Source organism: Paenibacillus sp. FSL H7-0331 (assembly GCF_001956045.1).
In genome coordinates this window covers 310,987-328,788 of record NZ_MRTH01000007.1, presented here as the reverse complement: position 1 = coordinate 328,788, position 17,802 = coordinate 310,987, and the positions used below count along the sequence as shown (strand labels likewise).

18 protein-coding genes and 5 tRNA genes are annotated in these 17,802 nt (G+C 45.7%); 21 read left to right on the top strand and 2 right to left on the bottom strand.

Features of this window, described 5'->3' with window-relative positions; all coding sequences use genetic code 11:
* Nucleotides 1-3 precede the first annotated feature (3 nt).
* The 5 genes from BK127_RS13430 (at nt 4) to BK127_RS13410 (ending at nt 545) form a co-directional block, all read left to right on the top strand.
* Nucleotides 4-80 (top strand) — tRNA-Met (locus BK127_RS13430).
* A 65-nt stretch (nt 81-145) separates the two neighbouring features.
* A tRNA-Val gene (locus BK127_RS13425) sits at nt 146-221 on the top strand.
* Nucleotides 222-288: 67 nt separating this feature from the next.
* Nucleotides 289-361 (top strand) — tRNA-Thr (locus BK127_RS13420).
* A gap of 20 nt (nt 362-381) precedes the next feature.
* Nucleotides 382-466, top strand: a tRNA-Tyr gene (locus tag BK127_RS13415).
* Between the two features lie 6 nt (nt 467-472).
* Nucleotides 473-545: transfer RNA gene (locus BK127_RS13410), tRNA-Lys, on the top strand.
* A 97-nt stretch (nt 546-642) separates the two neighbouring features.
* On the opposite strand, the gene BK127_RS13405 is transcribed toward BK127_RS13410, so the two are convergent.
* Complete coding sequence (locus tag BK127_RS13405; RefSeq protein WP_076230621.1) at nt 643-951, bottom strand: MTH1187 family thiamine-binding protein; 309 nt, start codon at nt 949-951, stop codon at nt 643-645.
* 346 nt (nt 952-1,297) lie between these two features.
* Here BK127_RS13405 and BK127_RS13400 point away from each other — a divergent pair, with 346 nt between their 5' ends.
* The 7 genes from BK127_RS13400 to BK127_RS13370 all read left to right on the top strand — a co-directional run bounded on the left by BK127_RS13400 (nt 1,298) and on the right by BK127_RS13370 (nt 8,360).
* Complete coding sequence (locus BK127_RS13400; RefSeq protein ID WP_179097472.1) at nt 1,298-2,149, top strand: NlpC/P60 family protein; 852 nt, start codon at nt 1,298-1,300, stop codon at nt 2,147-2,149.
* A gap of 177 nt (nt 2,150-2,326) precedes the next feature.
* Nucleotides 2,327-3,442 carry a PucR family transcriptional regulator gene (locus BK127_RS13395; protein ID WP_076230618.1) on the top strand — a complete coding sequence of 372 codons (1,116 nt, stop codon included), beginning with the start codon at nt 2,327-2,329 and terminating at the stop codon, nt 3,440-3,442.
* Nucleotides 3,443-3,534: 92 nt separating this feature from the next.
* Nucleotides 3,535-4,656, top strand: a complete 1,122-nt coding sequence (locus tag BK127_RS13390) for an ABC transporter ATP-binding protein (RefSeq protein WP_076230615.1) — start codon at nt 3,535-3,537, stop codon at nt 4,654-4,656.
* A 152-nt stretch (nt 4,657-4,808) separates the two neighbouring features.
* The gene (gene hprK, locus BK127_RS13385; RefSeq protein ID WP_076230612.1) at nt 4,809-5,750 is read left to right on the top strand and encodes an HPr(Ser) kinase/phosphatase; all 942 of its coding nucleotides are present in this window, start codon (nt 4,809-4,811) and stop codon (nt 5,748-5,750) included.
* Between the two features lie 33 nt (nt 5,751-5,783).
* Entirely contained in the window at nt 5,784-6,896 is a 1,113-nt protein-coding gene (gene lgt / locus BK127_RS13380) for a prolipoprotein diacylglyceryl transferase (protein ID WP_083689276.1), read from the top strand.
* Nucleotides 6,897-7,198: 302 nt separating this feature from the next.
* Nucleotides 7,199-7,864, top strand: coding sequence for a pyrophosphatase PpaX (gene ppaX, locus BK127_RS13375; RefSeq protein WP_076230609.1), 666 nt, complete (start codon nt 7,199-7,201; stop codon nt 7,862-7,864).
* Nucleotides 7,848-8,360 (top strand): acyltransferase, encoded by a 513-nt coding sequence (locus BK127_RS13370; protein ID WP_076230607.1) that lies wholly within the window; start codon nt 7,848-7,850, stop codon nt 8,358-8,360. Before ppaX ends, BK127_RS13370 begins: the two co-directional genes overlap by 17 nt.
* An 85-nt stretch (nt 8,361-8,445) precedes the next feature.
* Here BK127_RS13370 and BK127_RS13365 read toward each other — a convergent pair whose 3' ends face one another.
* Nucleotides 8,446-9,585 carry an AI-2E family transporter gene (locus BK127_RS13365; RefSeq protein WP_076230605.1) on the bottom strand — a complete coding sequence of 380 codons (1,140 nt, stop codon included), beginning with the start codon at nt 9,583-9,585 and terminating at the stop codon, nt 8,446-8,448.
* 334 nt (nt 9,586-9,919) lie between these two features.
* Here BK127_RS13365 and BK127_RS13360 point away from each other — a divergent pair, with 334 nt between their 5' ends.
* The 9 genes from BK127_RS13360 to BK127_RS13320 all read left to right on the top strand — a co-directional run bounded on the left by BK127_RS13360 (nt 9,920) and on the right by BK127_RS13320 (nt 17,779).
* Nucleotides 9,920-11,119 carry an ATP phosphoribosyltransferase regulatory subunit gene (locus tag BK127_RS13360; protein WP_076230603.1) on the top strand — a complete coding sequence of 400 codons (1,200 nt, stop codon included), beginning with the start codon at nt 9,920-9,922 and terminating at the stop codon, nt 11,117-11,119.
* A gap of 12 nt (nt 11,120-11,131) precedes the next feature.
* A complete protein-coding gene (gene hisG, locus BK127_RS13355) occupies nt 11,132-11,764 on the top strand; it encodes an ATP phosphoribosyltransferase (RefSeq protein WP_076230601.1) in 633 nt (210 codons plus the stop codon).
* Nucleotides 11,765-11,820: 56 nt separating this feature from the next.
* The gene (gene hisD / locus BK127_RS13350; protein WP_076230598.1) at nt 11,821-13,110 is read left to right on the top strand and encodes a histidinol dehydrogenase; all 1,290 of its coding nucleotides are present in this window, start codon (nt 11,821-11,823) and stop codon (nt 13,108-13,110) included.
* Nucleotides 13,103-13,708, top strand: a complete 606-nt coding sequence (gene hisB, locus BK127_RS13345; protein ID WP_256711291.1) for an imidazoleglycerol-phosphate dehydratase HisB — start codon at nt 13,103-13,105, stop codon at nt 13,706-13,708. The genes hisD and hisB overlap by 8 nt, the downstream gene beginning before the upstream one ends.
* Nucleotide 13,709: 1 nt before the next feature.
* Nucleotides 13,710-14,315 (top strand): imidazole glycerol phosphate synthase subunit HisH, encoded by a 606-nt coding sequence (hisH, locus tag BK127_RS13340; protein WP_076230594.1) that lies wholly within the window; start codon nt 13,710-13,712, stop codon nt 14,313-14,315.
* A gap of 50 nt (nt 14,316-14,365) precedes the next feature.
* Entirely contained in the window at nt 14,366-15,124 is a 759-nt protein-coding gene (gene hisF / locus BK127_RS13335) for an imidazole glycerol phosphate synthase subunit HisF (RefSeq protein ID WP_076230699.1), read from the top strand.
* Nucleotides 15,121-15,831, top strand: a complete 711-nt coding sequence (gene hisIE, locus BK127_RS13330) for a bifunctional phosphoribosyl-AMP cyclohydrolase/phosphoribosyl-ATP diphosphatase HisIE (RefSeq protein ID WP_076230592.1) — start codon at nt 15,121-15,123, stop codon at nt 15,829-15,831. The genes hisF and hisIE overlap by 4 nt, the downstream gene beginning before the upstream one ends.
* 14 nt (nt 15,832-15,845) lie before the next feature.
* Complete coding sequence (gene hisJ / locus BK127_RS13325; RefSeq protein ID WP_076230589.1) at nt 15,846-16,652, top strand: histidinol-phosphatase HisJ; 807 nt, start codon at nt 15,846-15,848, stop codon at nt 16,650-16,652.
* 176 nt (nt 16,653-16,828) lie between these two features.
* Complete coding sequence (locus BK127_RS13320; protein ID WP_076230587.1) at nt 16,829-17,779, top strand: ribose-phosphate diphosphokinase; 951 nt, start codon at nt 16,829-16,831, stop codon at nt 17,777-17,779.
* Nucleotides 17,780-17,802 lie beyond the last annotated feature (23 nt).

Genomic DNA, 17,802 nt, shown 5'->3' with positions numbered 1-17,802 from the left:
TGTGGCGGTGTAGCTCAGCTGGCTAGAGCGTACGGTTCATACCCGTGAGGTCGGGGGTTCGATTCCCTTCGCCGCTACCACTTATTTTATTATTGATTTTACATAATGAAATATGTTATGATTCGTCTTGATTTGGTTAACTTATGGAGGCTTAGCTCAGCTGGGAGAGCATCTGCCTTACAAGCAGAGGGTCGGCGGTTCGATCCCGTCAGCCTCCACCATTTACTGTTATGAAGAATAATAATGTTGATTACTTCACATACTTGTTGAAGGACATCATTCAAACTTGCCGTTGTAGCTCAATTGGTAGAGCAACTGACTTGTAATCAGTAGGTTGGGGGTTCAAGTCCTCTCGACGGCACAAGCAGCATCATCCATTATGGAGGATTAGTGAAGTGGCTAAACACGGCAGACTGTAAATCTGCTCTCTCTGAGTTCGGTGGTTCGAATCCATCATCCTCCACCATGATTTGAGACATTAGCTCAGTTGGTAGAGCACCTGACTTTTAATCAGGGTGTCGTAGGTTCGAATCCTACATGTCTCATCCATACAGAAAGTAAAGAGACCTGCGAAGGTCTCTTTTTTTCGCATATTTTTGAACTAGCAAACTTTATTGGATATTTGGAATTCATTAAATCGATTCACGGAATCAACTTAGATTCAACAGATTTCATTTTTTGCCGCATGGAGCTCGGTTGATCGCGACGATCGTCAATCTTAATGGAAGTGGAAACACGCTCTGCTCCCTTTTGAAAGGGAAGTTCATGCAAGCGGCGTATGACCTTGAATAAATCATCGAGATCACCCTCAATAATTGTGCTCATTGGCGTCATTTGATAGCTGATGGGCTCTTTCATCTGGGCGAGCACGACCTGCATATTGGCGACGTAAGCGCTCAGGCTGGTGGATGAGGTACCGACCGGGATTATGGTGATTTCGACTATGGCCATAGGAAGCAGCTCCTTGATTTTTAAATGAAGTCGTAGTTCTTGTGCTTAAACCTATTTTGTTATAAAGCATTTAATTAAACTGTAGCATACTTTTTGAGAAATTGTAAAATGAGAGGCTTTATTCTATGAAGATCCCTTCGGTTTAGTCATCAGCATTTAAAAAGTGTATGATTTGTAGTTGTTGATGCAAGCGAACCTTCCTGATTGTGGACCGGGCCCCAACCTTTTCAGAGTTGAGGTACATTTTGCTCAATGAATCTCACATATTTTCCATGGTAATGTGTTGCTACGGGAATAGAAATCGCCCAAATATGGATAACATATGTGAAATTGGAGGGAATTAATGATGACGAAAGGCAGTATGTTACGAGCTGCAGGTATCACCGTTGTTATGGCAGTGACTTTGAGTGGGGTTATGGCAGGATCAGCTTATGCTGCCTATGATGATATGGATGCGGTGTCATTGAGTAAAAAGCTGGTTGGTAAAGATTATGCAGCAGGTCAGGAAACGATAGCTAAAGGCTTTGATGCATCGGGACTGAACTATTACGTATATAAGATGCTTGATTATAAGATGCCGAGAACTTTGAACGACCAATTTAATATGAATAAACTGCTGATTAAATCGTTATCGAGTGTGATTGAAGGGGATGTTTTATTTTTCGGGAAAGATAATACACCAAGCTCATCGGGGATTTATATCGGTAACGATAAGCTCGTAATGGCATCAAAATCCAAGGACGAAGTGGTCACTTACTCTGTTAATACGTTTCGCAGCGAATTTATTGGAGCACGCCGAATTCTGTCGGCCAACGATCAGGTACGAGCCAAGCTGGTGCTTGAAGCCCAAAAGTATCTGGGGACTCCTTACGTTTTTGGTGCCAAATATGGACAAACCCAGACATTTGATTGCTCCTCTTTTATGAAATGGATTTTTGCCAAGTATGATATCTCACTGCCGCGCGTTTCTCGGGATCAGGCACTGGAAGGTAAATTCATCAGCAAAAGTAATTTGGATACGGGCGACCTTGTATTTTTCACAACAAAGGATTCCAATGGCAAGATTGGTCATGTTGGCATGTATATCGGTGATGGCATGATGGTACATACTTATGGAGAAGGCGGGGTTAAATACAGTACGATCGACAGCGGCTGGTGGAAAGATCATTATGTAACGGCTCGTAGGGTGATTGATTAAATAGGCTGTGAATCGGAGACATCACCTTGTGCAAGCTGCGCAGGGTGATTTTGTTTGTTTGATACTTGGTTGTTTATTGCTATTTTGCTATGATAAAGATAGGATCACAAGCTCTGTAGACCAGAACAACATTATTTATCTAACTTTGTTAAACTAAAATAGGTTGGGGGCTCAAGTATGGACTGGGAGCCATTAAGGCAGCAGCTGGAGCAGATTTTCAAAGGGTCTGTACGTTTATCCAAATGGACTTGGGAGTATTGGCTGAATCGGGTTGATTCCGAAGATAAGGACAAGGGAACTCCAACGAAAAGCATTGTTGAAGAGGATCAACTGGTCTTTTTTGTTCACAAGGACGCTCAGGATGCGCTTGTTTTATTGGTATCGGCACAAGGTGTGACATTGGCAGAACGGCAGCTCGTAGAGCTCATGCTCGAAACACGGCGCTTACAGGAGAAGAAAAACACCTCATCGACCAGTGAGGAAGAGCGTAAGGCAGCCATGGTAAAAGACTGGTTCAAACAGCAGCAGGAGCTTGGGCTTGTTCATGCAGAAATGCCTGACACCCTGGTATCGCAGCTTTCCTTGTATTCCACCAAAATTCCTTTGTTGCTCTATGGCGATTATTCACAATCACAACGAGTCAGTTATCAGGAGCTGAAAAAGCTGCTGGAGTCGTTTTTTGATACGGAGATGATTTTGATTCCGTTGATGGATAAGGAATGGTTGATTCTTGGCTCCGAGAAAATGCTATCGATCGATGCGGCTGATGAGCGTGATAATGGGGATGAAGAGAGTCTGGAGGATACGCTTGCGGCGATCGGATTTGGCTTGCACGCCATGCTGGAGAATGAATGGATCGGAGAATGTCATCTGGCTATTCACTATCCTATTTTGCCGGCTAAGTCGCTGTATGCAAGTGTTCTGCAGCTGCGTGAGACCATTATGCTAGGTCGTACCTACCATGTAGGAAGCAATATGCATTTGCCATGGTCCTTGCAGCTGGAAAAGCTCATTCATCAGATCCCTGAGGCAGATAAGACGAGCTTCCTGGAACGTGTATTGAAGCGGCTTGACGTTGCCCTGGATTCAGAGACGATGACGACACTGGAGCATTTTTTCCGAATTGATTGCAATGTGAGCGAAACTGCCAAGAAGCTCTATATTCACAGAAATACGCTTTTGTACCGACTGGACAAGTTCAAACAAGAGACAGGTTTGGATGTTCGTACATTTAATGATGCGGTATTGGTCAAGATTGCTCTGCTATTGTACAAAGTAACGAAAAGAAAGTGATTTTTTTGTGAGGATTGTGCATAGTCACAAACGGATTGGTAGGGTAAGATAAGGATATAAATTGATCATAAATATGTAGGGGGAATTGAACCATGGCAGGTGTACGCTTAAACCATATCGTAAAAAAATACGCGGGTGCAGAAGAAGCAACAGTTAAAGATTTCCACCTTGAAGTCAAAGATAAAGAGTTTGTCGTTCTTGTAGGCGCTTCCGGTTGCGGTAAGTCCACAACTCTTCGTATGATTGCAGGTTTGGAAGAAATCACTGAGGGTGAACTTTACATCGGCGACCGTTTGGTTAACGACGTGGCACCTAAGGACCGCGATATCGCGATGGTTTTCCAATCCTATGCCTTGTATCCTCATATGAGTGTTTATCAAAATATGGCGTTCGGACTTAAACTTCGTAAATTCAAAAAAGCTGATATCGACGCTCGCGTTCGTGATGCAGCCAAAATTCTAGATATTACACATTTGCTTGATCGTAAACCAAAAGCTCTTTCCGGGGGTCAACGTCAACGTGTTGCCTTGGGTCGTGCGATTGTACGTGAGCCACAAGTTTTCTTAATGGATGAGCCACTTTCCAACTTGGATGCCAAACTTCGCGTACAGATGCGTGCTGAGATCAGTAAATTGTCCAAACGTTTGGAAGTTACAACTATCTATGTAACGCATGACCAAACCGAAGCTATGACAATGGGCGATCGTATTGTTGTTATGGAAAAAGGAATTATTCAACAAGCCGATACACCAGAAGAAATCTACAACTTCCCGAAAAATATGTTCGTTGCGAGCTTTATCGGATCGCCTTCGATGAACTTCATTACTGGAAACTTTACAGATGCTAACAACAGCGTATACTTCAAAGCTGATGGCGTGAACGTAGAAGTGCCAGAAGGTAAAGCGAAATTCTTACGTGAAAAAGGTTACTTGGGTAAAGAAGTAGTTATGGGTATCCGTCCTGAGGATCTTCACGAAGAGCCAGTATTCCTGGAAGCTTCCCCTAACTCCGTTGTTAATGCACACATCGAAGTTGCTGAGAACTTGGGTCATGAAATGTTCCTTTACTTGACTGGTATTGGCAAAAACAGCGTCGTTGCTCGTGTTGACGGCCGTGCAGGCTTCAAAGAAAATACAAATGTAAAATTAGCTGTAGACATGAATAAAGTTCATTTCTTCGATAAAGAATCGACATTATCCATTTTCACATCATAATTTGCCTATAACGAGGAAGGCCAGTCTTAGCGACTGGTCTTTTTTTATTGAAATTTGATGGAAATTGAGCTGGAATTCTCTGCATGAGTTGATTTATGACGGTATTTTATATACGATGGAATTATCGGGAAAATGAAGGAGACGGAAGAGAGATGCCTAAAAAAGTAAAAGTGTCCGATCTTGTGGCGGAATTTCATTTGGAAGTCATTTGCGGTGAGGGAGGACTGAAAAGACCGATAACCGTAGCAGATTTGTACCGCCCTGGATTAGAGATGGCAGGCTATTATGAGTTCCATCCTATGGAACGTGTGCAAATTCTAGGAAAGACCGAGCTGACCTTCTTTCACGGTCTGTCCTCCGAGGAACGAATGGATCGGATGACACGTCTGTGCGCGCCAGAGGAGACACCATGTATTTTAATTAGCCGTGGTTTGGATGTGCCGATTGAACTGTTGGCCGCTGCAAATGATAAACAGATTCCGGTGCTGCGTACACCTCAGTCCACTACGATTTTGGCAAGCCGAATTACAGGTTTTTTGGAAAACAAGCTTGCGCCATCCACAACGATTCATGGCGTTCTAGTTGATGTATACGGGATTGGGATTTTGATATCCGGTTCCAGTGGTATAGGTAAAAGCGAGACTGCGCTGGAGCTGGTAAAACGTGGACATCGGTTGATTGCGGATGATGCAGTTGAAATTCGTCAAACGGCTGATCATGTGCTGGTGGGTAATGCGCCGGAGCTGATCCGTCATTTGTTAGAAATCCGTGGTGTGGGTATCATTAATATGATGACTTTATTCGGTGCTGGTGCGATTCGCAATTTGAAGAAAATTTCAGTCGTGATTAAGCTGGAAACGTGGCAGCAGGACAAGCAGTATGATCGGTTAGGTTTGGATGAAGAGACAACACGTATTATAGAAACGGATATTCCATTGGTCACGATTCCGGTTCGCCCAGGACGAAATCTGGCGGTTATTATCGAGGTAGCAGCCATGAACTATCGGTTAAAGCGGATGGGTTATAATGCTGCGCTGCAGTTTACAAACAAGCTTACGGAAACATTAGCCGAGGATATGGATGATATGGAATAAGAGAAGGCTTCGGCATTCAGAAGGGAGAACAACATGTGGTTGGCAATGAATCCGATTGCATTCGGAATCGGGGCACTACAGGTGCATTGGTACGGTATTATTTTGGGAACGGCGGCCTTAATGGGCTTATTATTGGCTATTCGAGAAGGTAAGCGTTTTGGGATGAATCCAGATTTCTATATGGATTTGGTGCTGCTTGGAGTCCCTTCGGCTATTATTGGCGCGCGTATTTATTATGTCGCTTTCAAGTGGGAGGATTACAGGGATAATTTATCCGAGGTATTTATGGTCTGGCATGGCGGGATCGCTATCTATGGCGCACTGATCGGAGCCGTTATCTGTGCAGTGATTTATACGCGTCGCAAGGGCTACAGCTTTTGGCGTATTGCTGATGTGTGTGCACCGGGTTTGATTATCGGTCAGGCTATCGGGCGCTGGGGGAATTTTATTAATCAGGAGGCCCATGGAGGGCCTGTAAGTGAGGCGTTTTTAAGAAACTCACTGCATTTGCCGGATTTTATTGTGAATCAGATGCTGATCAATGGCCAATATTATCATCCGACCTTTTTATATGAATCGGTATTTAATTTTATTGTTTTATTGCTTTTGCTAGTGCTGCGCAGACGGCCGTTTTTACGCGCGGGAGAGCTGTTTTTAAGTTATTTCATTGGGTATTCGATTGTCCGGTTTTTCGTGGAGGGCTTAAGAACAGATAGTCTGGATTTCACTGGACCTGCTTGGCTGGCTTCCCTGATGAACGGTTTATGGGCGCCTATGCGAGCGTTAGGCTTTGAATCGGGCTTTATGACCTATGGCGGCAATGTCCGGATTTCACAGCTGCTTGCGATATTGATCATCATATTCGCCGTGGTATTTATGATGTACCGTAGAAAAAGCGGTGCATCAGTGGAACGTTATTCCGATCCTATCCGACCTATTGGATATGTGGAGGAAGCGTCATCTGACCCGTCAGAACAATCTACGGTACCTGTTCTAACAGGTATTCCGGTAGTTACCCCACCTTCGGCAGATCAAATTGTGGCCGAGCATGCTGAACATGTTTCTGATAAAAATAAAGAATCTGCGGAAGTTCAGAGCGTTCAACTTGAGAAGGAAGAAAATAAGCCAAACAAACCTTCTGAATAAAATAAGTGGCCCAGCTAGAGCGTGTCCCGCAGGGACGATGCGTCTAATGAACATGGCAGTGAGAAAGCAGCATCACCCAAAGTCCAGCGTGTCCGAAGGACGAAAGCGTCCCGAATACACGTCAGTCAGCAAACGATATAGCCCCACCCAAGTCAAGCGTGTCCCGTAGGGACGGCAGCGTCCCGAGAACACATAAAGTCTGCATACGCTCCAAGGGAGTCCAGAGGGCAGAGCCCTTTGGGGCCCTCCCTATAGGGAGGGTTTGGGAGGGTAATGAAAATTAGGGAGGACAATTCAGACACATGATTCATACCGTATTATTTGACCTTGATGGAACAATTATCGATACGAACGAGCTGATTATACAGTCGTTTTTGCATACATTTGAAGGTATTACCGAACAGCCGGTAACCAGGGAGCATATTATTCCTAACATGGGTCGACCGTTAATCGAACAAATGAAGTTTTTTTCAGGTAGAGACAGTGTAGGTGATCTGGTGCATAAGTACCGGACGTTTAACATTGAAAAGCATGATGAGCTGGTGACAGAGTTTACGGGTGTTCGTGAAACGCTGGGTAAGCTGCATGTGGCAGGCATCAAAATGGGAATTGTCACAAGCAAGGTTAGAATTACTTCAGAAATGGGTTTAAGGTTGTGCGGGTTATATGATTATTTTGATACAATCGTTACGGTTGAGGATGTCAAATGGCCAAAGCCTGATCCGGAAGGTATACGCAAAGCTTTGAAGGAGCTGGACTCTGACGCAGAGGGTTCTGTCATGGTCGGAGATAGTCATTACGATATAGAGGCAGCCCATAATGCAGGTATTCCTGCAGTAGCTGTTGCCTGGTCACTCAAAGGAATTCCGTATTTGCAGCAGTACAGCCCTACGTATATCATACAGGACATCAAGGAATTGCTTAAGATCACAGGAGTCGAGGAGAAATCGCTTGAGACAAACGGATAAGTTTCCGGTAGATGGACCCAATTCGCTATGGCAAATGTATCGGACAGTTAGCCGCTGGAAGGCGGTTCGTAATTTTGTATGCATTCAAATTTCGAGATATACGCCGTCACTTCCTATGAAGCGTTGGATTTATCGTCATATGCTGGGGATGAGGGTAGGACATCAAACTTCCTTTGCTTTAATGGTCATGGTCGATGTGTTTTTTCCAGAGCGTATTGAGGTCGGGGACAATACGATCATAGGCTATAATTCGACAATTCTCACTCATGAATATTTAATTAAAGAATACCGCATAGGAACGGTGCGTATTGGCTCTCATGTGATGATCGGGGCTAATACAACCATTCTTCCAGGTGTGACGATTGGAGACCATGCGGTGATAGGCGCAGGTTCTGTCGTGCATAAAAATGTGGCACCTTACAGCTTTGTGGCTGGTAATCCGCTGCAGGTGATACGTCAAGATGTAAGAGTAAATCTTGCTGATCTCCAGGAATAATAAAAAAAGCAGTGTCCAGCCTAAATAGCTGGGTACTGCTCTTTGTTATGTATTCTAGTAAACCTATATATTTACAGCAAACAATTTATTCAAAAGTTCGATAAAGCCCTGATCGTCTTTTAAACCAGTCGAACAGATGGGAAGCGATGACCTTAAGCACAGCGTAGCCAGGAACAGCAAGAATAATTCCCACGAGTCCGAACAGGTTACCTGCCGTCAAAATGACAAAAATGATCGTAATCGGATGGATTTTCAAAGTTTTGCCCATAATTTGCGGCGAAATAAATTTACCCTCTATTAACTGCACGATGGTCCAGATAACAATCATTTTGAGCAGCATGACGGGAGAGGTGACAGCTGCAACGATGAGAGCCGGTGTAATCGCAATGGCGGGCCCCAAATAAGGAACAACACTGGTAAAAGCAGCGATAATGGCAAGAATCAGAGAATATTTCAGACCGATAATCAAATAGCCGATATAGAGCAGAAATCCGATGCAAAAGCTGACAATAATCTGGCCACGAATATAGGTACTGATTTGATGGTTCATTTCGGACATGACCTCGAAGGTCTGATTACGAAACGAATTAGGAAGGAAGCTTAGTATGTAATCGGGTAATCGTTTACCTTCTTTAAGCAAGTAGAACAAAATAAAAGGAACGACAGCAATCGCGAGCAAGGTTTCGGTAATAAAACCAATAAAACTTCCGATGCTGGCTCCAGCGAGACTAACAAAAGAGCTCAGTCGCTGGGTTATGGTTTGGGTCCAATCGCTTGGATTGAAGCCGGTCGTTTGCTGAATTTGATTGAAGATGTCGTTCCCTATCCACGATTCAAAATTAAGCTGAACCTGCTCGCTGTAAGCTGGAAAATTATGAACGAGCTCCATAATTTGCGTATGAATGACGGGGATAACAGCAAGAATCAAAAGCGTAATGACGGCAAGAATCAAGATGTAAAGTGAGATAATCGAATAAATTCGCTTCATATTTCTACGTTCGAGCAGATCGACAATCGGATTTAATAAATAATATACGACTCCTGTCAAAATCAGCGGCAGCAGGACAGTTTTGACAAGCACAATGAACGGTTTAAATACAAAAGGAATTTTGTTCAGGACAAAGATGTTAAGACCGATCAACAGCAGGGTTAGCAAAAATAAAACAAACTTATTATTTAAAAACAACCTTTTGAACCGATCCGGCCTGATTTCAGGTAGCTGCATGTTCTTGCCTCCACAAATAGATTATAACGAGACTTTTCCTTATTAATCATTACTCAATCAGGTAATATTTCAAACATGTTAGGAGATATGGATATGTACGATATGCCAGTATAATAGGTGCTTTACGTATATATAGGATTCCCAATTGGGAATTATTTCATAAGCTCCACCTGAATACAATTTGCCGTACATGTACGGTCAATTCTGTATTGACGTTAGACACTTTCGATGGTACACTAACGATTATATTCTTTAACTTGGTAGTATGGTAGCACACTATCGCACTAAAGTAAACGGAAAAATAATTAAGCAGGATATAGGTGGGTGAAGATCGGTGTCCAAACCAAAGGTATTTGAAAAGCCGACCGGAGTCAAGGATTATCTTCCGGAGGCAGTAGCTAAATTGCGGACCATTGAAACGAATGTATTGAACTGTATGGAGCGTTGGGGATATTCGGAGATTATTACGCCAACATTAGAGTTTTATGATACGGTGGGGGTAGCTAGCTCTACGGAGGATCGGAAGCTGTTTAAATTATTGGACCGCAAGGGGACGACGCTTGTGATGCGTTCCGATATGACAGCACCGATTGCACGCGTCGTATCCTCCCTGTTGAAGCAGCAAGCTTTTCCAATACGACTTTCGTATCATGCGAATATATTTCGTGCGATTGAAGCGGAAGCGGGACGGGATGCAGAGTTTTTCCAAACTGGTGTTGAGCTTGTAGGGGATGCATCCTCAGAATCCGATGCGGAAGTGATTGCCTTGGCGATAGCGAGTCTGCAAGCGGCCGGGGTCAAGAATTTCAAGATTGCGCTTGGCCACGTAGGTTTCCTGACAGGGCTCTTTAATGAAACACTTCAGGAGCGTAAGGATGAGCAGCAGAGTCTGAAGGAATGTTTATTGAATCGTGATTATGTAGGCTATCGGGAACATATCAAGGCACTTGGTTTAAGCGAAGCGCTGCAAGCAGAGCTGGAAGGTATTCTGAGATTGCGTGGCGGCGAGGAAATCTGTGCCCAGGCTCGACAGGTTACAAAGGATCCGGTAGCTCAGCAATCGATAGCACATTTGTGTCAGGTATGGGATGTGTTAAAGGCTTACGGTGTCAGTGAGCATGTGTTGATTGATTTAACGATGATCGGAGACTTTTCCTATTATACGGGTATGACGTTTGAGGGATATGCAGCTGATTTAGGTTTTCCGGTGTGCAGCGGCGGTCGGTATGATAATTTGCTTACGCAATTCGGACGACCAGCTCCAGCTACGGGATTTGCGCTTAAAACAAACCGGATTTTGGAAGTGGTCAGCAAGCAGCCTAGCGAATCCAGCTTCCGTGTATTGATAGCTTATAAAGCTAGTGGGCGAGAAGCTGCCTTTCGGACAGCCAAGGAGCTGCGTGCGCGGGAAGGCACGAAGGTTGAGACCAGACTGCTTTCTGAAGAAGATGGACAATTGGCAGCTGTTCGGCTGGATGACGATACGTTTGTAGTGAACGGCGTTTCTTATGGGGATGTTATAGAGTTTGAATAAAGGAGCGGGACTATGCAGGATGTATTGAAAGTGGCGATGCCCAAAGGGCGTATCTATAAACAGGCTTCCCGGTTATTTCGCGAGGCGGGTCTGTTGATTCCTGAGGATATGGATGATTCACGAAAGCTGATCATTCCAGTGCCTGAGGCTAATATGGAATTCATTATGGCTAAACCGGTCGATGTACCCACTTATGTGGAGTATGGCGTGGCTGATATCGGGGTTGTGGGCAAGGATGTATTAATGGAAGAAGACCGTGATGTGTATGAGCTACTGGATTTGGGTATCGCACGTTGCCGGATGTCCGTTATTGGCTTGCCCGATTGGCAACCGGTATTGAACCCAAGAGTAGCGACGAAATATCCCAATGTGGCTTCCCAATTTTTTCGTGAGCGTGGTCAGCAGGTAGAGGTCATTAAGCTGAACGGTTCCATTGAGCTGGCTCCTTTAATCGGTCTTGCAGATCGTATTGTGGATATGGTTGAGACCGGGCAAACACTGAGGGATAATGGACTCGTGGAGCAGGAAGAGATTTTTGCGATTACGACCCGTTTGATTGCCAATCGTGTCAGCTACCGGATGAAAAATGTAACCATTCAAGCGCTTTGTGACAAGCTGCAGCAGATGCTTGCGTCTGTACGCTAATATTACGGAAAAGTTTACAGAATCATGATGTGATAAGAAAGAAAGGGGAGTCAGCCATGAAAATTGTGCCGGCAAGCGAATTTTCGCTGCGACGCGAGCTTGAATATGGCTCAGAGGAGCAAAATGATCGGGTTAAGCTTATTATCGAGGCTGTGCGAAGCGAGGGTGATACAGCGCTGCGTCGTTTCTCACAGCAGTTCGATGGGGTGAGTGTACAGGAGCTGCGAGTCAGCAAGGAGGAAATTGAAGCTGCCTATGCGTCAGTCGATGAGAGCTTTCTCACAGCGCTGCGTGAGGCCGCGGTTCGGATCCGCAGCTTTCATGAGAAGCAGAAGCGTACTTCCTGGATGGATTTGCAGCCGGATGGCAGCATTCTGGGGCAGGTTGTCCGACCGCTGCGGCGTGTTGGCCTATACGTACCAGGAGGGAAAGCAGCCTATCCATCATCGGTGCTGATGAATGCGATACCTGCCACGGTAGCAGGCGTTCCAGAAATTGTAATGGTCACCCCTCCTGCAACAGCCGGGGTTGACGGTATTGATCCTCATATCCTCGTGGCGGCTGCAGAAGCTGGTGTCAGCGAAATTTACCGTGTCGGTGGTGCACAAGCGGTAGCGGCTCTGGCATACGGAACGGACACGATTCCAGCAGTTGATAAAATCGTTGGTCCCGGTAATATTTACGTTGCTCTGGCCAAACGTTACGTGTTCGGTGTTGTGGATATCGATAGTATCGCCGGACCAAGTGAAATTGTCGTGTTAGCCGACGATACGGCCGATGCCTCTTATGTAGCGGCAGATTTGTTGTCTCAGGCTGAGCATGATGAGATGGCGTCTGCCATACTGGTTACGCCTTCGCAAGCACTCGCTGAGGCCGTGCAGGCAGAGGTGGCGCGACAACTGGACACCTTGCCGAAGCGTGACATAGCTGCTCAGTCGATTCGCGATAATGGCGCCATTCTGACTGTTGCAACCCTAGAAGAAGGCGTAAAAGCCGTTAACGAGCTTGCGCCCGAGCATCTCGAAATCATTACAGCTGATCCATTCCAGTATTTGAGCAAAATTGAAAACGCAGGCGCGATTTTCCTCGGTCCATATAGCTCAGAGCCGGTAGGCGACTATTTTGCCGGTCCGAATCATGTGCTGCCAACCAATGGCACCGCAAGGTTCTCCTCGCCGCTCAACATCGACGATTTTATGAAAAAATCGAGTGTTATCTATTATAGTAAGGAAGCACTGCTGCGTGATGGTGCAAAAATTATCAGTTTGGCCCAGCATGAAGGGCTCGAAGCGCATGCCAGAGCCATCCAAATCAGACTTGAGAAAGAAGGGAATTCCATTGGCTGACCAACAGCAGGCCGTACGTTCGGCAAATATTGATCGTAAAACGAATGAGACGAATATACAACTATCCTTTAACGTAGATGGAACAGGGACATCACAGCTTGAAACCGATGTACCATTCTTGAATCATATGCTGGATTTATTCACGAAGCATGGACAATTTGACCTGAAGGTAACGGCAAATGGCGATATCGATATTGATGACCACCACACCGTTGAGGATATCGGAATTTGTCTTGGAGCTACACTACGCGAAGCCTTAGGAGACAAAAGAGGTATTAAACGGTATGCCAGTGTATTTATTCCGATGGATGAGGCGCTTGCTCAGGTCGTGATCGATGTCAGCAACCGTCCGCATTTTGAATATCGTGCCGAATATCCGTCTGCACAGGTAGGCAGCTTTACAACCGAGCTGGTGCAAGAATTTTTGTGGAAATTTGCTCTTGAAGCGCGGATTACACTGCATGTGATCGTGCACTACGGTCAAAATACGCATCATATGATCGAAGCTATTTTCAAGGCATTAGGGCGTGCACTGGACGAAGCGACGAGCATTGACCCGCGCGTGAAAGGCGTGCCATCGACGAAAGGGGTCCTGTAGTATGATCGCAATCATCGACTATGGAATGGGTAATCTGCACAGCGTCAGCAAAGCTGTCGAGCGGTTGGGTTATGAAGCGTTGGTGACATCTGATGAGAATGAAATTATGGCCGCAGACGGTGCAATCCTACCCGGTGTAGGCGCTTTTGGTGATGCGATGGAGCATCTTCGTGAGTCTCGCCTCGATGCAGTAGCTGTGCGTTATGCACAGTCCGGCAAGCCGCTGCTCGGTATTTGCCTCGGTATGCAGCTGCTGTTCACCAGCAGTGAGGAGCATGGCTCTTACGAGGGATTGAACCTGCTGCCAGGCAAGGTGGTCCGGTTCCAGGGCAGCTACAAGATTCCGCATATGGGCTGGAATCGACTTCAGTTTCAGCAAAAGAGTCCGTTGTTTGCAGGCATCGAAGAAGGCCATGTATATTTCGTTCATTCCTTTCATGCACTGCCAGAGCAAGCATCGGATTTATTGGCAGTAACGGACTATTATCAACAGGTTACTGCTATTGTGGGGCGCGGCAATGTATATGGCATGCAGTTTCACCCGGAGAAAAGCGGCAGTATCGGTATGCAGCTTTTGAGTAACTTTCTTGGCCTAAGCAAGCTGTAAATCGTTGTAGTAACGTTAGCTTGATTGTTAAAGATTGGAGGAGATCAATGATGCTTGCAAAACGTATTATTCCTTGTCTGGATGTAAAAGATGGTCGCGTTGTTAAAGGCGTTAATTTCGTTAATCTGCGTGATGCCGGAGATCCGGTTGAGCTGGCGGCGATCTACGATCAGGAAGGTGCAGATGAGCTCGTATTTCTCGATATATCAGCTTCTGTAGAAGGACGTTCGACCATGATCGAGGTTGTTAAAAAGACGGCAGGCGAGATCACGATTCCTTTTACGGTTGGCGGCGGTATATCCAGTGTTGACGATATGAAGCGATTGCTGCGCGCGGGCGCGGATAAGATCGGGATCAATACAGCAGCTGTCCGCAATCCGCAGTTGGTATCGGATGGGGCCAGACGGTTCGGTTCACAATGTATCGTTGTGGCTGTCGATGCCCGCTATAACAAGGAGTGGGAAGACTGGGAAGTATTCACGCACGGCGGACGCAACAGTACAGGCATTAGAGCGCTGGAATGGGTCAAGCGTGTCGAGCAGTTGGGTGCGGGCGAGCTATTGCTGACGAGTATGGATGCGGACGGTACAAAGGATGGTTTCGATCTCCCCTTGACGCGCGCCGTGTCTGAAAGTGTTGGGATCCCTGTGATCGCTTCGGGTGGTGCGGGAACAAAAGATCATTTTTATGATGTATTTGCCGAGGGTAAAGCGGATGCAGGATTGGCTGCAACGATTTTTCATTATAAAGAGCTGACGATTGAAGAGGTTAAGCAACAATTGAAGCATAGGGGAGTGGAAGTCAGATGAGTAATAGTAAGCAGCAAGCGCAAGAGAACGTTCAGCTTCCGTTATCCGCGGAGCAATTAAACGCAGCTATTAAATGGGACGCACAAGGCTTGGTTCCGGCGATTGTCCAGGATGCTGCAAGCAAAGAAGTATTGATGATGGCTTATATGAATCAGGAATCTTTGAAGCTGACTGTGGAATCGGGAGAAACGTGGTTTTGGAGTCGTTCACGTAATGAGCTGTGGCACAAAGGTGCGACCTCTGGTCATATCCAGAAGGTCAAGGCGTTAAAATACGATTGTGACGGTGATACCCTGCTTGTATTGGTAGATCAAACAGGTCCAGCTTGTCATACCGGCGCTTACAGCTGTTTCTTTAACAATGTACCGATCAAGGGACAAACTGCAGGTGCTGCGGACGCTTCTGCTAATAAGGATCGCTTTGCTATTTTAGCCTCATTGGAAGCTCTTATCGCCAAACGTGATGCTGAACGCCCAGTTGGATCCTATACGACCTACCTGTTTGAACAAGGTATCGACAAAATATTGAAAAAAGTCGGCGAAGAAACGTCAGAGGTTATTATTGCCGCCAAAAATCGCGATAACGACGAAATTCGCTATGAAGCGAGTGATTTGATTTTCCATCTGCTGGTTTTGCTGCGTGAAGCGAAGCTTCCGCTCGATGAGCTCATGATGGAATTGGATCGTCGCCATCATTCAAAAAAATAACAGGAGAGATTCCGATGCTCATCGATTACCATACTCATCACGTCCGCTGTGGACATGCATCCGGAGAGCTAGAGGAATATGTACAAAAGGGCGTTGAGCTCGGACTGACCCAACTGGGGCTATCCGATCACATGCCCTTGCTCCATGTAGACCCCGCTACCTATTTGCCGGGAATGGCGATGGCGATGGACGAATTGCCGCGTTATGTGGAGGAAGCTTTCCGGTTGCAGAAGCAATATAAGGACCAGATTGATATACGTGTAGGTCTCGAAGGCGATTACATTGAAGGTTATGAGCAAGACATTGAGCGCATTATCCGTGCGTATCCGTGGGACTACGTGATTGGTTCTGTCCATTTTTTGGGCGAATGGGATATTTCCGATTATCGCCAGCTCGATAAATGGAACGGCCGTGACCCCTATGACGTATATGTACAGTATTATGACGCGGTAGGCAAAGCAGTTCGCACCGGTTTCTATGATTATATCGGTCATATTGATGTGATCAAGCGTTTTGGATTCAAACCGGAGCAAAATGTTGAGCATCTGGAGAATCAAGCATTGGATGCAGTACGTGCTGCTGGAATGGCCATTGAACTTAATGCATCCGGACTGCGGATGCCGGTCAAGGAAATGTTCCCGAGCCGCCGCATGCTGGAATACTGCTATCAGCAAGGAATTCCGCTGACAATAGGCTCTGATGCCCACCAGCCTGATCGACTCACCCAGTACTTGGACCAAGCTGTTGATTTGCTACAAGACATTGGATTTACTGAACTCGCGACTTTTCGTCAGAGACAGCGGACGATGCTTCGGATGTAATTGGTTTATTATGGGGAAATTAAGCTGAATCCATAAAATGGTCAAGCATATTTTCACAATTTCACCTAAATGACTTTTTCTTAATCAATGGGTTTCATGTATAATAGGGTTATGCAGTTTTTGTTGATTTTTATTTTATCTTTGTAAATGTAAACAATCCGTTGATGGAGGTTACCATGTTTAGCGACCAATTGAAAATATTTTCAGGATCATCCAATCCTCTACTTGCCGAACGTATCTGTAAGGAATTGGATGTTCCACTTGGCAAAATCAAGCTGTCCCGGTTCAAATGCGGAGAAATCTACTGTCATTATGAGGAAACCATTCGTAACTGTGATGTGTTTCTGGTGCAGACGTTTTCCCATCCGATCAACGAGCACTTCATGGAATTGTTGGTGATGATGGACGCGGCCAAACGTGCGTCGGCCAGAACGATCAATCTGGTCATTCCTTACTACGGTTATTCCCGGCAGGAACGTAAGGCTGCCCCGCGTGAACCGATTACGGCCAAGTTGGTAGCGGATTTACTAAATTCCGCAGGAGCTCATCGTGTGATCACGATCGATCTGCATGCTCCGGCTATTCAGGGATTTTTCAATATACCGGTCGACCATTTAACGGCGCTGGACTTGTTAAGCAGTCACATCAAGAACCAAAATATTAAAGATTTGATCGTAGTATCTCCGGATGCCGGTGGTGTGACAAGAGCCGAGAATTTGGCTAATGTACTGGAGGCACCCATTGCTATGATGTTCAAAAAGCGTTATGCGCACAATGAAGCTACGGTTACTCATGTAGTCGGTGATGTTGAAGGTAAAACTCCGATCATTATGGAGGACTTGATTGATACAGGCAAAACGATTGTTAACGTAGTGGAGGGCTTGAAGGAGCGGGGCGCCAACGATGTATTCATCTGTGCTACCCACCCTGTATTCTCGGGACCTGCTTTGCAGCGTCTGGACCACCCGAATATCAGGGAAGTCATTATAACCGATTCGATTGCGATACCGCAGGACCACTCGTCGCGCTTTAAGGTGCTGTCTGTAGCGGGACTATTGTCCAATGCGATCCGGATTATTAAAGACGGCGGTTCGATCAGTTCGCTGTTTAAATATGGCGGTATTTAAAATTGACTTAATCCGTATGTATT

Excerpts from the sequence above, each read along its gene's own strand:
- hisIE (WP_076230592.1), top strand. The coding sequence starts at position 15,121 with ATGAGTAATAGTAAGCAGCAAGCGCAAGAGAACGTTCAGCTTCCGTTA.
- BK127_RS13390 (WP_076230615.1), top strand. The coding sequence starts at position 3,535 with ATGGCAGGTGTACGCTTAAACCATATCGTAAAAAAATACGCGGGTGCA.
- BK127_RS13405 (WP_076230621.1), bottom strand. The coding sequence starts at position 951 with ATGGCCATAGTCGAAATCACCATAATCCCGGTCGGTACCTCATCCACC.
- BK127_RS13400 (WP_179097472.1), top strand. The coding sequence starts at position 1,298 with ATGACGAAAGGCAGTATGTTACGAGCTGCAGGTATCACCGTTGTTATG.
- hisJ (WP_076230589.1), top strand. The coding sequence starts at position 15,846 with ATGCTCATCGATTACCATACTCATCACGTCCGCTGTGGACATGCATCC.
- ppaX (WP_076230609.1), top strand. The coding sequence starts at position 7,199 with ATGATTCATACCGTATTATTTGACCTTGATGGAACAATTATCGATACG.
- BK127_RS13320 (WP_076230587.1), top strand. The coding sequence starts at position 16,829 with ATGTTTAGCGACCAATTGAAAATATTTTCAGGATCATCCAATCCTCTA.
- hisG (WP_076230601.1), top strand. The coding sequence starts at position 11,132 with ATGCAGGATGTATTGAAAGTGGCGATGCCCAAAGGGCGTATCTATAAA.
- BK127_RS13395 (WP_076230618.1), top strand. The coding sequence starts at position 2,327 with ATGGACTGGGAGCCATTAAGGCAGCAGCTGGAGCAGATTTTCAAAGGG.
- hisH (WP_076230594.1), top strand. The coding sequence starts at position 13,710 with ATGATCGCAATCATCGACTATGGAATGGGTAATCTGCACAGCGTCAGC.
- hprK (WP_076230612.1), top strand. The coding sequence starts at position 4,809 with ATGCCTAAAAAAGTAAAAGTGTCCGATCTTGTGGCGGAATTTCATTTG.
- hisF (WP_076230699.1), top strand. The coding sequence starts at position 14,366 with ATGCTTGCAAAACGTATTATTCCTTGTCTGGATGTAAAAGATGGTCGC.
- BK127_RS13365 (WP_076230605.1), bottom strand. The coding sequence starts at position 9,585 with ATGCAGCTACCTGAAATCAGGCCGGATCGGTTCAAAAGGTTGTTTTTA.
- hisD (WP_076230598.1), top strand. The coding sequence starts at position 11,821 with ATGAAAATTGTGCCGGCAAGCGAATTTTCGCTGCGACGCGAGCTTGAA.
- lgt (WP_083689276.1), top strand. The coding sequence starts at position 5,784 with ATGTGGTTGGCAATGAATCCGATTGCATTCGGAATCGGGGCACTACAG.